Here is a 15,247-nt window from a genome sequence, read left to right as displayed (position 1 = left end):
TAGCCTATTTTTATTTTTAATGACACTTATAAAGTTATCAATCAAAAAAATTATAAAAATCTAGAAAGAAAACATGAAAGATAAAATTAAAGAATATTTGCAAGAGAAGGGGCGAGTGACGGTAAATGACCTGGCTCAGGTTCTCGGAAAGGATGGATCCAAGGATTTCCGTGAGTTGATTAAAACCCTGTCTCTGATGGAAAGAAAGCACCAGATTCGTTTTGAAGATGATGGTAGCCTTGCCTTGGATCAGAAGAAGAAACATGAAATCACCCTCAAAGGGATTTTTCATGCCCATAAAAATGGCTTTGGTTTTGTCAGTCTAGAAGGGGAAGAGGACGATCTTTTTGTAGGAAAAAACGATGTCAACTATGCCATTGATGGCGATACCGTTGAGGTGGTCATCAAGAAAGTCGCTGACCGTAACAAGGGAACTGCTGCCGAAGCCAAAATTATTGATATTCTAGAACACAGTCTGACAACTGTTGTCGGGCAAATCGTTCTGGATCAGGAAAAGCCCAAGTATGCGGGCTACATTCGTTCAAAAAATCAGAAAATCAGCCAACCCATCTATGTTAAGAAACCAGCTATCAAGTTGGAAGGTACTGAGGTTCTCAAGGTCTTTATCGATAAATACCCAAGTAAGAAACATGATTTCTTTGTTGCTAGTGTCCTTGATGTGGTGGGGCACTCGACTGATGCTGGGATTGACGTTCTTGAAGTCTTGGAATCCATGGATATTGTCTCAGAATTCCCAGAAGCTGCTCTCAAGGAGGTTGAAAGTGTGCCGAATGCTCCATCAGAGAAGGATATGGAAGGTCGTCTTGATTTGAGAGATGAGCTTACCTTCACCATTGACGGCGCAGATGCCAAGGACTTGGACGACGCAGTTCACATTAAGCCTTTGAAAAATGGCAATATGGAACTCGGAGTTCACATCGCGGATGTTTCCTACTATGTGACAGAGGGTTCTGCACTTGACAAGGAAGCCCTTAACCGCGCGACTTCTGTTTATGTGACAGACCGTGTAGTTCCAATGCTTCCAGAACGACTGTCAAATGGTATCTGCTCTCTCAATCCTCAAGTAGATCGCTTGACCCAGTCTGCTATTATGGAAATTGATAAACATGGTCGTGTGGTTCATTACACCATTACCCAAACGGTTATCAAGACTAGTTTCCGTATGACCTATAGCGCTGTCAATGACATCCTGGCTGGCGACGAGGAAAAAAGACAAGAGTTTAAGAAAATTGTTCCTGGTATCGAACTCATGGCCAAGCTTCATGAAAGGCTAGAAAACATGCGTGAGAAACGTGGAGCTCTCAATTTTGATACTAATGAAGCTAAGATTCTAGTGGATAAAAAAGGCAAGCCTGTGGATATCGTTCTTCGCCAACGTGGCATTGCAGAGCGGATGATTGAGTCCTTCATGTTGATTGCTAACGAAACGGTTGCCGAGCACTTCAGTAAACTGGACCTACCTTTCATTTATCGGATTCACGAGGAGCCCAAGGCTGAAAAAGTTCAGAAGTTTATTGATTATGCTTCGAGCTTTGGTTTGCGGATTTATGGGACTGCCAGTGAGATTAGCCAGGAGGCGCTTCAAGACATCATGCGTGCTGTTGAGGGAGAACCCTATGCGGATGTATTGTCCATGATGCTTTTGCGTTCTATGCAGCAGGCTCGTTATTCTGAGCATAATCATGGTCACTATGGACTAGCTGCGGACTATTACACTCACTTTACCAGCCCAATTCGTCGTTATCCTGACCTTCTTGTTCATCGGATGATTCGTGACTATGGACGTTCCAAGGACGTAGCCGAGCATTTTGAACAGGTTATTCCTGAGATTGCTACCCAGTCTTCTAATCGTGAGCGTCGTGCCATCGAGGCAGAGCGTGAAGTCGAAGCAATGAAAAAGGCTGAGTACATGGAAGAATACGTGGGCGAAGAGTACGATGCGGTTGTGTCTAGCATCGTTAAATTCGGTCTCTTTGTCGAATTGCCAAATACAGTCGAAGGATTGATTCACATTACCAATTTGCCTGAATTTTATCATTTTAATGAACGGGATTTGACTCTTCGTGGGGAAAAATCAGGAACAACTTTCCGTGTAGGACAGCAAATTCGAATTCGAGTTGAAAGAGCGGATAAGATGACAGGTGAGATTGACTTCTCTTATATCCCAAGTGAGTTTGATGTCATCGAAAAAGGTTTGAAACAAGCTGGGCGCAAAGACAGAGGTCGTGGTTCAAGTCGTCGTTCAGACAAGAAGGAAGACAAGAGAAAATCAGGGCGCTCAAATGATAAGCACAAGCATTCACAAAAGGATAAAAAGAAAAAAGGCAAGAAACCTTTTTACAAGGAAGTAGCTAAGAAAGGAGCCAAGTATGGCAAAGGGCGAGGGAAAGGTCGTCGCACAAAATAAAAAAGCGCACCACCACTATACAATCGTAGATACGCTAGAGGCAGGAATGGTCCTGACCGGAACTGAAATCAAGAGCGTTCGAGCAGCTCGAATCAACCTCAAGGACGGCTTTGCCCAAGTAAAAAATGGGGAAGTCTGGCTGAGCAATGTTCATATCGCCCCTTACGAAGAGGGGAATATCTGGAATCAGGAACCAGAACGACGTCGTAAACTCCTGCTCCATAAGAAGCAAATTCAAAAATTGGAACAGGAAACCAAAGGAACAGGAATGACCCTTGTTCCCCTCAAAGTCTATCTCAAAGATGGCTATGCCAAGCTTCTTTTAGGACTTGCCAAAGGGAAACATGACTATGACAAACGGGAGTCAATCAAGCGTCGTGAACAAAACCGTGACATCGCGCGCGTGATGAAAGCTGTAAACCAGCGTTAAGAAGAGGAAGTAAAATGGAAAAACTAATTGCCTATAAACGGATGCCCTTGTGGAATAAACAAACCATGCCAGAAATTGTCCAGCAGAAACACAATACCAAGGTCGGGACTTGGGGAAAAATCACTGTCTTGAAGGGGGCACTCAAGTTTATTGAGTTGACTGAAGATTGTGAGGTGCACCTCTTTGAGGCAGGTGCAGACAACCCTATGGCGCAACCGCAAGCCTGGCACCGAGTAGAGGCCGCAACAGACGATGTAGAGTGGTACTTGGAGTTTTATTGTAGACCCGAGGATTACTTTTCTAAAAAGTACCAGACTAATCCAGTCCATTCAGAGGTCCTAGAGGCCATGCAGACGGTAAAACCTGGAAGAGCCTTGGATTTGGGTTGTGGTCAAGGGCGTAACTCTCTCTTTCTCGCACAGAATGGTTTTGATGTGACAGCTGTTGATCAAAATGAACTATCTCTGGAAATCTTGCAAAGCATTGTGGAGCAAGAGGATCTCGACATGCCTGTAGGACTATATGATATCAATTCAGCCAGCATTAGCCAAGCCTATGATTTTATCGTTTCAACAGTTGTTCTAATGTTTCTTCAAGCGGATCGTATTCCAGCTATTATCCAAAATATGCAGGAGCAAACTACTGTTGGAGGCTACAATCTCATCGTCTGTGCCATGGATACGGAGGATTATCCTTGCTCGGTTAACTTCCCATTCACCTTTAAAGAAGGAGAACTGGCAGACTACTACAAGGATTGGGAGTTGGTCAAGTACAATGAAAATCCAGGACATCTGCACCGTCGTGATGAAAATGGCAATCGTATTCAACTACGCTTTGCGACCATGTTAGCTAAAAAAGTCAAGTAAATCAAACTTAACTCAGCGAATAGAAACCACTTTGCAAGGTTTCTATTCGTTTTTGTTTGCGTTGGGTGATTGGGACAAGCTTAATTTTATGCTATACTAGAAGTAGGAAATCTGAGCAGTAGAGCTGTATTGCTGTCACTCTCAGCTTAAGAAGTTGTCGATGATGGAGGTGGTCGAATGACGAGTCTTTTGGTGGAATTGTATGATCGGCATGTATTGGAAAAGAATGTCTACCAAGCCTTTATCAGTGATTGTGACGAGATTCTTTTTCTATCTTTGACGAAAATAAGCAATGAAGAGAAACTCTCTCTCCGTCAGTTTATTCTTGATGAGGTGCCCCATATCCAACGAGTGAGCTTTCGTCAGCTATCTTTAGAACAACTAGCGGACCAGTTAGATTATTGCCTAGCAGGTTACGACCAAGTCCTTCTCGATGTTTTTGGAGGAGATTCGCTACTAGCCTTATCCCTCTATCAATACGGCTTGGATCGCCACCTTCCTATCGTTGCCATGGATATCGAGCGGGGAAAACAATACAAGTGGGTAGCTGGTCAGTTGGAAAAAGAAGACTTGGACATTCCTACCCTAAGCATCCAACAGCTGATAGCTTTACGTGGTGGAAAAATGCTCAAATCAAAACGCCCTATCCACTCAGTTCAAGAAATTTCAGCCATCAAAAAATTAGCCAGCTCTGCCATTTCCAATCCCACCCACTGGTACCAAGTGACCCAATTTTTCTCTCTAGCAAAGACCAATGATCTGCATGCTGAAACTGAAAAGATACTGGAAAACAACGGCAAGTATTATCACTATCCAGAATCCTTTATCTCCTTACTTGTGGAAGCGGGGATGCTTTGTATTGAAAGCGAAGACAAGAAACGAGTAGCATACAGCTTTCCAAGTCAAGAAGCTCAAGTCTTTTGCCGCAACAAGGGGCATATTTTAGAGCTGTATCTCTATCTCTTGGCGCTTGAATCTCAGCTGTTTGATGAATGCATGATAGGTGGTGAGATTGATTGGAATTGCATCTTTCCAGAGGCAGACAATGTTCAAAATGAGATTGATGTCATTTTGAGAAAGGGACGCTCGATTACCTTTATCTCCTGCAAGATGACAGATTTATCAGTTGAGGCCATCAATGAGCTAGAAGTCTATGCTAATCATTTTGCTGGAGAGAGTTGCCTCAAGTTGATTGTCTGTACAGGGAAAATCAATCCTGTTTATGCCAATCGCTGTCAGGAATACGGGGTGCTGGTCATTAGAAGTGAGCAGATTCCCAATCTCATTCCCATGCTAAAAAAATATTCTAAGAGACAAAAAAGATAAGAAATAATATCATGAAAGGCTGGAAATCCAGTCTTTTTTATTTTTTTTCGAATAAATGAGAAAAGGAGGTAGACCATGTTTGTAGCCAGAGATGTCAAGGGAAAATTGGTGAATGCCCTCGAAAAAAACGTGCCCAAGCAAGCTTATACTTGTCCAAGCTGTGGGGGCGGACTACGATTACGCCAAGGACAGAGTATTCGAACGCACTTTGCCCATGAAAGGTTAAGGGATTGTATCGCTATTTTTGAAAATGAAAGTCCAGAACACTTGGGCAACAAAGAAGCCCTTTATCACTGGGCCAAGAAAGATAGTCAGGTCGCCTTAGAATATAGTTTGCCCGAGATTCAGCAGGTTGCGGATGTTCTCGTCAATGAGAAATTAGCTCTGGAGGTTCAGTGCAGTCCCTTGTCTCAAAAGCTTTTAGGCGATAGAAGCCAAGGATACCGTAGCCAGGGCTATCAGGTTATCTGGCTACTGGGAGAAAAACTCTGGTTAAAAGAGAGACTTACACAACTGCAAAGGGGATTTCTTTATTTTAGTCAAAATATGGGATTCTATGTTTGGGAACTAGATTTCAAAAAGCAAGTTTTGAGACTCAAATACCTTCTACATCAGGACCTACGTGGCAAGCTTCATTTTCAGGTCAAGGAATTTCCCTATGGCCAAGGAAATCTCTTGGAAATTCTACGATTTCCTTATCAAAAACAAAAACTGCCTCGTTTTGCAGTTGTGCAAGATTCCACTATCTGTCACTACATTCGCCAGCAGTTGTACTATCAAACGCCCTACTGGATGAAGAAACAGGAGGAAGCTTATTATCAAGGAGACAATCTATTAAACCGTCAACTGGACGACTGGTATCCTCAGGTCAGACCGATAGAATCAGGAGATTTTTTGCAGATTGAAATGGATTTGACTAGCTATTATAGAAATTTTCAGGCTTACTATCAAAAAAATCCGAAAAATAATTGCCAAAAGCTCTATCCACCAGCCTTTTATCACTTATATTTCTCAAAAAATGTGGTAAAATAGAAAGGATGGAGGAATCTTATGGTATTACAACGATATGAAATAAATGAAAAAGATACATGGGATCTTTCAACAATCTACCCAACAGACCAGGCTTGGGAAGAAGCCTTGAAAGATTTAACTGAAAAAGTACAAACAGCATCTCAGTATGAGGGGCATCTCTTGGATAGCGCAGACAGTTTGCTTGAGATTACGGAATTCTCACTTGACTTGGAACGCCAAGTTGAAAAGCTTTATGTCTATGCACATATGAAAAATGACCAGGACACGCGTGAAGCCAAGTATCAAGAGTACTATGCCAAGGCTATGGCCCTATACAGTCAGTTAGAACAAGCCTTTTCATTCTATGAACCTGAGTTTATGGAGATTAGCGAAGAGCAGTATGCGGCTTTCCTAAAAGCTCAACCAAAACTCCAAGTTTACAAACACTTTTTTGATAAGCTCTTGCAGAAGAAAGACCATGTTCTTTCACAACGTGAGGAAGAATTACTTGCTGGAGCTGGAGAAATCTTTGGCGCTGCTAGTGAAACTTTCGCTATTTTGGACAATGCGGATATTAGCTTCCCATACGTCCTTGATGACGAAGGCAAGGAAGTGCAACTCTCACACGGTACTTATATTCGCTTGATGGAGTCTAAAAATCGTGAAGTGCGTCGAGGTGCCTATGAAGCCCTCTATGCGACTTATGAGCAATTCCAACACACTTATGCTAAGACTTTGCAGACAAATGTTAAGGTGCAAAACTACCGAGCAAAAGTTCGCAACTATAAGAGTGCTCGCCATGCAGCCCTCGCAGCAAACTTTGTTCCAGAAAGTGTCTATGACAATCTAGTAGCAGCAGTTCGCAAGCACTTGCCACTCTTGCATCGATACCTTAACCTTCGTTCAAAAATCTTGGGTATTTCTGATCTCAAGATGTACGATGTTTACACACCACTGTCTTCAGTAGAATACAGCTTTACTTATGAGGAAGCCTTGAAAAAGGCAGAAGAAGCCTTGGCTGTCTTGGGTGACGACTACTTGAGCCGTGTCAAACGTGCCTTCAGCGAGCGTTGGATTGATGTCTATGAAAACCAAGGCAAGCGTTCTGGTGCCTACTCTGGTGGTTCTTATGATACCAATGCCTTTATGCTTCTCAATTGGCAGGACAATCTAGACAATCTCTTTACCCTTGTCCATGAAACAGGTCACAGTATGCACTCAAGCTATACTCGTGAAACCCAACCTTATGTTTACGGAGATTACTCTATCTTCTTGGCTGAGATTGCCTCAACGACCAACGAAAATATCTTGACAGAGAAATTGTTGGAGGAAGTAGAAGACGATGCAACTCGCTTTGCTATCCTTAATAACTTCTTGGACGGTTTCCGTGGAACAGTCTTCCGTCAAACTCAATTCGCTGAGTTTGAACATGCCATCCACCAAGCAGACCAAAATGGAGAAGTCTTGACAAGTGATTTCCTCAATAAACTCTATGCTGACTTGAACCAAGAGTACTACGGACTCAGCAAGGAAGACAATCCTCAGATCCAGTACGAATGGGCACGCATTCCGCACTTCTACTATAATTACTATGTATACCAGTATTCGACTGGTTTTGCGGCTGCTTCAGCCTTGGCTGAGAAGATTGTCCATGGTAGTCAGGAAGACCGTGACCGCTATATCGACTACCTCAAGGCTGGTAAGTCTGACTATCCGCTCAATGTTATGAGAAAAGCGGGTGTTGATATGGAAAAAGAAGACTATCTTAACGATGCCTTTGCAGTCTTTGAACGTCGCTTGAACGAGTTTGAAGCCCTTGTTGAAAAATTGGGACTAGCTTAAGATGGTAGAGTCTTATAGTAAAAATGCCAATCACAATATGCGACGTCCAGTCGTCAAGGAAGAAATCGTAGAACTCATGCGCCAGCGTCAAAAGCAGGTGACAGGTTCCTTGAAAGAATTGGAAGTCTTCGCTCGCAAGGAAAACATTCCCATTATTCCCCATGAAACGGTCGCTTACTTTCGATTTCTCATGGAAAGTCTGCAGCCTAAGAATATTTTGGAAATTGGGACGGCGATTGGCTTTTCAGCCCTCTTGATGGCGGAACATGCGCCAAATGCCAAGATTACAACGATTGACCGTAATCCTGAGATGATTGGCTTTGCCAAGGAAAACTTTGCCCAGTTTGACAGTCGTAAGCAAATCACTCTCTTAGAGGGAGATGCAGTCGATGTTTTATCTACTCTGACAGAAACTTATGACTTTGTCTTTATGGATTCGGCCAAGTCCAAGTACATCGTCTTTCTACCAGAAATCCTCAAACACTTGGAAGTCGGTGGAGTGGTTGTCTTGGATGATATTTTCCAAGGAGGCGATGTTGCCAAGGATATCATGGAAGTCCGTCGTGGCCAGCGCACCATTTATAAAGGTTTGCAGAGACTTTTCGATGCAACTTTGGACAATTCAGGTCTAACAGCGACTCTAGTTCCGCTCGGGGATGGGATTCTCATGCTGAGAAAAAATGTAGCAGATGTCCAACTTCCTGATAGTGAATGATTTTTAGAAAAATTTAAGACAATTTAGTAAAATAGAGAAGGTAACTTACCATAAAAGGAGTAAACATGAAGAAAAAACTATTGGCAGGAGCCATTACCTTATTATCTGTAGCGACTTTGGCTGCTTGTTCAAAAAGTTCTGAAGGGGCTGACCTCATCAGCATGAAAGGTGATGTCGTTACTGAGCATCAATTTTATGAACAAGTCAAAAACAATCCAACTGCACAACAAGTCTTGCTTAATATGACCATCCAAAAAGTATTTGAAAAACAATATGGTTCAGAAGTGACTGACAAAGAGGTGGATGATGCCGTTGCTGAGGAACAAAAGAAATACGGCGATAGCTACAACAGCGTACTTCAACGTGCGGGTATGACTCCTGAGACTCGTAAAGCTCAAATTCGCACAAGTAAGTTGGTCGAATTGGCAGTTAAAAAAGCAGCAGAAAATGAATTGACAGACGAAGCTTACCAAAAAGCTTTTGAGTCTTATACACCAGATGTAACAGCTCAGATCATCCGTATGGATAATGAAGACAAAGCAAAAGAAGTGCTTGAAAAAGCAAAAGCAGCAGGAGCTGATTTTGCTCAGTTGGCAAAAGACAACTCAAATGATGACAAGACAAAAGAAAATGGTGGCGAAATCACTTTTGACTCGGCTTCTACAGAACTTCCAGAACAAGTCAAGAAGGCGGCCTTTGCCTTGGATGTGAATGGTGTCTCTGATGTTATCACAGCGACTGGAACACAAGCCTACAGTACCCAATACTACATTATTAAGCTAACCAAGAAAACAGAAAAATCATCAAACCTAGATGATTACAAAGAAAAATTGAAAACAGTCATTTTGACGCAGAAACAAAACGATTCATCTTTCGTTCAGAACGTTATCGGAAAAGAATTCCAAGCTGCAAATATTAAAGTGAAAGATCCTGTTTTCCAAAATATCTTTGCCCAATACGTTGGTGGTGCAGACTCAAACTCAAGCAGTAGCTCATCAGCAGAATAAAAAAGAAAATACAAACTTTGTCTTGAAGTTTGTATTTTTTAGTAATCAGTTTCGGCCAAATAGCAAAATTCGAAGGATTGGAGGATAAGAGTTTTTTTCTTTCTGAAAAAATGGTATAATAGCAATCAAAACTAGAAAATAAAACGGAATTAGGAACAGTTTTCTCTGTTTCTATTAGAGTGGTGACATATGAAAATTAGTAAAAGGCACCTATTGAACTATTCCATTTTGATTCCTTACCTCCTTTTATCGATTTTGGGTCTAATTGTTGTTTACTCAACGACGAGTGCTACCTTGATTCAAGAAGGAAAAAGCGCTCTTCAGTTAGCTCGGAACCAAGGAATGTTTTGGGGAGTTAGTTTGGTTTTGATTGCCTTAATTTATAAACTGAAACTTGGGTTTTTAAGAAATGAACGCTTGATTTTTATCGTTATGTTTGTAGAGATGATTCTCCTAGCTTTGGCTCGGCTAATTGGGACACCAGTCAATGGTGCTTACGGTTGGATTTCTGTAGGACCCGTAACGATTCAGCCTGCGGAGTACCTTAAGATTATCATTATTTGGTACCTAGCCCATCGCTTTTCAAAACAGCAAGATGAGATAGCTGTTTACGATTTCCAGGTCTTGACTCAGAATCAGTGGTTACCTCGAGCTTTTAACGACTGGCGTTTCGTTTTACTGGTTTTGATTGGTAGTTTGGGAATTTTCCCTGACTTGGGAAATGCGACCATTCTGGTCTTGGTGTCGCTGCTTATGTACACAGTTAGTGGAATTGCCTATCGTTGGTTCTCGACCATTCTAGCTCTCTTAGCAGGGAGTTCAATTTTAGCCTTGTCTGTCATTCGTCTTGTTGGGATTGAGAAGTTTTCTCAAATTCCGGTATTTGGTTACGTTGCCAAACGTTTCAGCGCCTTCTTTAATCCTTTCAATGACTTGGCAGGCGCAGGGCACCAGCTTGCAAATTCCTACTATGCCATGGTGAATGGTGGCTGGTTTGGACTTGGACTAGGAAATTCTATCGAAAAGCGTGGTTATTTGCCAGAAGCCCATACGGACTTCGTCTTTTCGATCGTCATCGAGGAGTTTGGATTTGTAGGAGCGAGTATGATTTTGGCACTCCTCTTCTTCTTGATTCTGAGAATCATCCTAGTCGGTATTCGAGCTAAGGATCCCTTTAACTCCATGGTTGCTATCGGTGTCGGGGGGATGATCCTTGTTCAGGTCTTTGTCAATATCGGTGGGATTTCCGGTTTGATTCCTTCTACAGGGGTAACCTTCCCCTTCCTTTCACAAGGGGGAAATAGCCTCCTGGTCTTATCTGTAGCCATTGCCTTTGTACTAAATATCGATGCTAGTGAAAAACGTGCCAAACTTATCAGAGAATATGAAGGTCAAACTTCTGTTACTCTATAAGGATTGAATGGAAAGGAAAGTTTATGTCACTTCAAAAATTAGAAAACTATAGCAATAAAGCCGTCGTCCAAGAAGAAGTCTTGATTTTGACAGAGCTATTAGAAGACATTACAAAAAATATGCTTGCGCCTGAGACTTTTGATAAAATCATGCAGTTGAAGGACTTGTCTACAAGCGAAAACTATCAAGGACTCAATAAATTGGTGACCAGCCTTTCAAACGAGGAAATGATCTATATTTCTCGCTATTTCTCAATCCTTCCACTCTTGATCAATATCTCTGAAGATGTGGATTTGGCTTATGAGATCAATCACCAAAATAATGTGGACCAAGACTATCTAGGAAAACTGTCAACAACCATTAAGATGGTGGCTGAAAAAGAAAACGCGGCTACAATTTTGGAGCAGCTGAATGTAGTTCCAGTTTTGACGGCCCACCCGACTCAAGTACAACGCAAGAGTATGCTGGATTTAACCAATCATATCCATACACTCTTACGGAAGTACCGTGATGTCAAACTAGGCTTGATTAATAAAGAAAAATGGCACACCGATCTCCGTCGTTACATTGAAATTATCATGCAAACGGACATGATTCGCGAAAAAAAATTGAAAGTAACCAACGAAATCACCAACGTGATGGAGTACTATCAAAGTTCTTTCTTGAATGCTGTTCCGCGTTTGACGGCTGAGTATAAGAAACTAGCTAAGGAACAAGGTGTCGAGCTCCAACATCCAAAACCGATTACCATGGGGATGTGGATCGGAGGAGACCGTGATGGAAATCCTTTCGTAACAGCGGAAACCCTCAACAAATCAGCCTTGACCCAGTGTGAAGTCATCATGAACTACTATGATGAAAAGATTTATAATCTTTATCGTGAATTTTCACTTTCAACCAGTATTGTGAATGTCAGTGACAAGGTTCGTGAGATGGCGCTGAAGTCTCAGGATAACTCCATTTATCGTGAAAAAGAACTCTATCGTCGTGCCCTCTTTGACATCCAAGCTAAGATGCGGGCAACTAAGACCTATCTTATCGAAGATAAGGATGTTCAACCAAGATATGCTACCGCGGATGAATTTTACCAAGACTTGTTAGCTATCCGGGATTCTCTCCTCGAGAACAAAGGTGAATACCTGATTTCAGGAGAATTTGTCGAGCTGATGCAAGCAGTTGAAATCTTTGGATTCTACCTTGCTTCTATCGATATGCGCCAAGATTCTAGTGTTCATGAAGCTTGTGTGGCAGAATTGTTAGCATCCGCAGGTATCAACGACCATTATAGCGATCTTTCTGAAGATGAAAAATGCGCCCTCCTCTTAAAAGAGCTGGAAGAAGATCCTCGTATCCTCTCAGCAACTCATGCTGAAAAGTCAGAACTTCTTGAGAAGGAACTGTCTATCTTTAAAGCTGCGCGCAAGTTGAAGGATAAACTGGGTGAAAATGTCATTCGTCAAACCATCATTTCTCACGCAACAAGTGTATCCGATATGCTAGAGCTAGCAATCATGCTCAAGGAAGTAGGCTTGGTTGATGCTCAAAAAGCCCGAGTTCAGATTGTTCCTCTCTTTGAAACTATCGAGGACTTGGATCACTCAGAAGAAACCATGAGAAGATATTTCTCTCTTCCTTTAGCTAAAAAATGGATTGCTTCAAAAGATAACTATCAGGAAATCATGCTCGGTTACTCTGATAGTAACAAGGACGGTGGCTATTTATCATCCTGTTGGACCCTTTACAAGGCGCAACAACAACTAACTGCTATCGGTGACGAATTTGGCGTTAAGGTCACTTTCTTCCATGGTCGTGGTGGTACTGTGGGTCGTGGTGGTGGCCCAACTTATGAAGCCATTACATCTCAACCACTCAAGTCTATCAAGGACCGTATCCGTTTGACTGAGCAGGGAGAAGTGATTGGAAACAAATACGGAAACAAAGACGCTGCTTATTATAACCTTGAAATGTTAGTTTCTGCAGCCATTAACCGTATGATTACCAAGAAGAAGAGTGATACCAATACATCAAACCGTTACGAAGCCATCATGGACCAAGTAGTGGATCGCAGCTACGATATCTACCGTGATTTGGTCTTTGGAAATGAACATTTCTATGACTATTTCTTTGAGTCCAGTCCGATTAAGGCTATTTCAAGCTTTAACATCGGTTCGCGTCCAGCAGCTCGTAAGACCATCACTGAAATCGGTGGTTTGCGTGCGATCCCTTGGGTCTTCTCATGGTCACAAAGTCGTGTCATGTTTCCTGGATGGTATGGCGTAGGTTCAAGCTTCAAAGAATTTATTGATCAAGATCCTGATAATATTGAGATCCTCCGTGATATGTACCAAAACTGGCCTTTCTTCCAATCTTTGCTTTCCAATGTGGACATGGTCTTGTCTAAGTCTAACATGAACATTGCCTTCGAATATGCCAAGCTCTGTGAAGATGAAGAAGTGCAAGCTATCTACTACACTATTTTAGATGAATGGCAGTTGACCAAGGACGTTATTTTAGCTATTGAAGGCTATGACGAACTCTTGGCTGAAAACTCTTACCTAAAAGACAGTCTAAACTATCGTATGCCTTACTTTAATATCCTTAACTACATCCAGTTGGAGTTGATTAAACGTCAACGTCGTGGTGAGTTGTCAGCAGACGAAGAAAGATTGATTCATACAACCATTAACGGAATTGCAACCGGTTTGCGTAATTCAGGTTGATATTTTCTAAACTTCCTCTTTTTCTAGGGGAAGTTTTTGAATTATTTAAAAAATTCTAAAAATAGCCTTGACAAGTAGTTGAAAAATGATATAATTTAAACATTCAGAAAGTAATCATTGAAGTTTTTTAGAGAGTCTGTGGTTGGTGGAAACAGATAAATGAAAGTGATGAAAATTGGGCTGAATGTTCTTAAGAATTTGAAATCATAAAAATTCGGTGAGCACACCTTACAGTGCAACTCGTGAATGCGAGAAAGAGCGATAGGGATATTCCCTATAATTGAGGTGGCACCGCGCATCGACGTCCTCACACAAGTTTTTTGTGTGAGGACTTTTTCTATTAGGAGGATGATGATGGAATTTAAACGATGGCGTCGCTTGTTTTGAGTGAAAAGAGTATAGTACAAGTGATTTAAAGGAGAAAAAATATGAAAAATAAACGTTTAATTGGAATTATTGCTGGATTAGTAGTATTAGTAGTGGCTAGCTTGATCTATTCATCTATGAACAAGCCAGCAGCTAAGGTGGAGCAAAAAATTGCTAAGGTTGGTGTTCTTCAATTTGTTAGTCACCCATCCTTGGACTTGATTTACCAAGGGATTCAAGATGGACTAGCTGAAGAAGGCTATAAAGGTGACCAAGTGAAAATCGACTTTATGAACTCTGAAGGCGACCAGAGCAAGGTTGCAACCATGAGTAAACAATTGGTGGCAAATGGAAACGATGTTGTTGTTGGGATTGCAACACCAGCAGCTCAAGGACTTGCAAGTGCTACAAAAGACCTACCAGTTATCATGGCTGCTATTACAGACCCAATCGGTGCTAACTTGGTCAAAGATTTGAAAAAACCAGGTGGCAACATCACGGGGGTATCAGACCACAACCCTGCTGAACAACAAGTAGAGTTGATAAAAACCCTCACACCAAATGTCAAAACAATCGGAGCTCTTTACTCAAGCAGTGAAGATAACTCAAAAACACAGGTAGAAGAATTCAAGGCATATGCTGAAAAAGCAGGTTTGACAGTCGAAACCTTTGCCGTTCCTTCGACTAACGAAATTGCTTCAACTGTTAATGTTATGACCAGCAAGGTCGACGCAATCTGGGTTCCAATTGACAACACCATCGCATCAGCCTTCCCAACAGTTGTATCAAGCAACCAAACAGCTAAAAAACCAATCTACCCAAGCGCAACTGCCATGGTAGAAGCAGGAGGTCTGGCATCTGTAGTAGTTGACCAACACGATCTTGGAGTGGCTACTGGTAAAATGATTGCCAAAGTATTGAAAGGTGAAAAACCAGCTGATACGCCAGTTAATGTCTTCTCAACTGGTAAGTCAGTGATCAACAAAAAACTAGCGCAAGAACTTGGTATCACAATCCCTGAGTCCGTGCTAAAAGAAGCAGGACAAGTGATTGAATAAGGATAAAGGGGGAGTTGGAGACATCTCCCCCCATTTTTACTAAAGAAAGAAATGAGTGAACGATT

11 protein-coding genes and 1 other annotated feature are annotated in these 15,247 nt (G+C 41.9%); all 11 genes read left to right on the top strand.

Going from position 1 to position 15,247, the window contains the following annotated elements; all coding sequences use genetic code 11:
• Nucleotides 1-73: 73 nt before the first annotated feature.
• The 11 genes from rnr (at nt 74) to trpX (ending at nt 15,182) form a co-directional block, all read left to right on the top strand.
• Nucleotides 74-2,428, top strand: coding sequence for a ribonuclease R (gene rnr / locus D8852_RS07945; RefSeq protein WP_000653284.1), 2,355 nt, complete (start codon nt 74-76; stop codon nt 2,426-2,428).
• On the top strand, nt 2,391-2,858 hold the full coding sequence (smpB, locus tag D8852_RS07940) for an SsrA-binding protein SmpB (protein WP_125425356.1): 468 nt from the start codon (nt 2,391-2,393) through the stop codon (nt 2,856-2,858). Before rnr ends, smpB begins: the two co-directional genes overlap by 38 nt.
• A 14-nt stretch (nt 2,859-2,872) precedes the next feature.
• Nucleotides 2,873-3,724: an SAM-dependent methyltransferase TehB gene (gene tehB / locus D8852_RS07935; RefSeq protein WP_125425355.1), complete on the top strand. Its 852-nt coding sequence runs from the start codon at nt 2,873-2,875 to the stop codon at nt 3,722-3,724.
• A 177-nt stretch (nt 3,725-3,901) separates the two neighbouring features.
• On the top strand, nt 3,902-5,050 hold the full coding sequence (locus D8852_RS07930) for a DUF1887 family protein (protein WP_125425354.1): 1,149 nt from the start codon (nt 3,902-3,904) through the stop codon (nt 5,048-5,050).
• A gap of 75 nt (nt 5,051-5,125) precedes the next feature.
• A complete protein-coding gene (locus tag D8852_RS07925; protein WP_125425353.1) occupies nt 5,126-6,082 on the top strand; it encodes a competence protein CoiA in 957 nt (318 codons plus the stop codon).
• A gap of 18 nt (nt 6,083-6,100) precedes the next feature.
• Nucleotides 6,101-7,903: an oligoendopeptidase F gene (gene pepF, locus D8852_RS07920; protein WP_125425352.1), complete on the top strand. Its 1,803-nt coding sequence runs from the start codon at nt 6,101-6,103 to the stop codon at nt 7,901-7,903.
• A 1-nt stretch (nt 7,904) separates the two neighbouring features.
• Nucleotides 7,905-8,618 carry an O-methyltransferase gene (locus D8852_RS07915; RefSeq protein ID WP_125425351.1) on the top strand — a complete coding sequence of 238 codons (714 nt, stop codon included), beginning with the start codon at nt 7,905-7,907 and terminating at the stop codon, nt 8,616-8,618.
• A gap of 65 nt (nt 8,619-8,683) precedes the next feature.
• Complete coding sequence (gene prsA, locus D8852_RS07910; protein WP_125425350.1) at nt 8,684-9,625, top strand: peptidylprolyl isomerase PrsA; 942 nt, start codon at nt 8,684-8,686, stop codon at nt 9,623-9,625.
• Between the two features lie 189 nt (nt 9,626-9,814).
• A complete protein-coding gene (ftsW, locus tag D8852_RS07905; RefSeq protein ID WP_125425349.1) occupies nt 9,815-11,038 on the top strand; it encodes a cell division peptidoglycan polymerase FtsW in 1,224 nt (407 codons plus the stop codon).
• Nucleotides 11,039-11,061: 23 nt separating this feature from the next.
• Entirely contained in the window at nt 11,062-13,758 is a 2,697-nt protein-coding gene (ppc, locus tag D8852_RS07900; RefSeq protein ID WP_125425348.1) for a phosphoenolpyruvate carboxylase, read from the top strand.
• 95 nt (nt 13,759-13,853) lie between these two features.
• Nucleotides 13,854-14,070, top strand: a binding site (T-box leader).
• Nucleotides 14,071-14,186: 116 nt separating this feature from the next.
• Nucleotides 14,187-15,182, top strand: a complete 996-nt coding sequence (gene trpX, locus D8852_RS07895) for a tryptophan ABC transporter substrate-binding protein (RefSeq protein WP_125425347.1) — start codon at nt 14,187-14,189, stop codon at nt 15,180-15,182.
• Nucleotides 15,183-15,247 lie beyond the last annotated feature (65 nt).

This window comes from Streptococcus mitis (assembly GCF_003942695.1).
In the GTDB taxonomy this organism is placed as follows: Bacteria; Bacillota; Bacilli; order Lactobacillales; family Streptococcaceae; genus Streptococcus; species Streptococcus mitis_BD.
The sequence above is the reverse complement of the archived record's forward strand: the minus strand, read 5'-3'. Positions and strand labels throughout refer to the sequence as shown.

Bases quoted from the DNA above. Each gene is read 5' to 3' on its own strand.
- smpB (WP_125425356.1), top strand. From the start codon at position 2,391: ATGGCAAAGGGCGAGGGAAAGGTCGTCGCACAAAATAAAAAAGCGCAC.
- D8852_RS07915 (WP_125425351.1), top strand. From the start codon at position 7,905: ATGGTAGAGTCTTATAGTAAAAATGCCAATCACAATATGCGACGTCCA.
- pepF (WP_125425352.1), top strand. From the start codon at position 6,101: ATGGTATTACAACGATATGAAATAAATGAAAAAGATACATGGGATCTT.
- trpX (WP_125425347.1), top strand. From the start codon at position 14,187: ATGAAAAATAAACGTTTAATTGGAATTATTGCTGGATTAGTAGTATTA.
- tehB (WP_125425355.1), top strand. From the start codon at position 2,873: ATGGAAAAACTAATTGCCTATAAACGGATGCCCTTGTGGAATAAACAA.
- ppc (WP_125425348.1), top strand. From the start codon at position 11,062: ATGTCACTTCAAAAATTAGAAAACTATAGCAATAAAGCCGTCGTCCAA.
- rnr (WP_000653284.1), top strand. From the start codon at position 74: ATGAAAGATAAAATTAAAGAATATTTGCAAGAGAAGGGGCGAGTGACG.
- D8852_RS07930 (WP_125425354.1), top strand. From the start codon at position 3,902: ATGACGAGTCTTTTGGTGGAATTGTATGATCGGCATGTATTGGAAAAG.
- D8852_RS07925 (WP_125425353.1), top strand. From the start codon at position 5,126: ATGTTTGTAGCCAGAGATGTCAAGGGAAAATTGGTGAATGCCCTCGAA.
- prsA (WP_125425350.1), top strand. From the start codon at position 8,684: ATGAAGAAAAAACTATTGGCAGGAGCCATTACCTTATTATCTGTAGCG.
- ftsW (WP_125425349.1), top strand. From the start codon at position 9,815: ATGAAAATTAGTAAAAGGCACCTATTGAACTATTCCATTTTGATTCCT.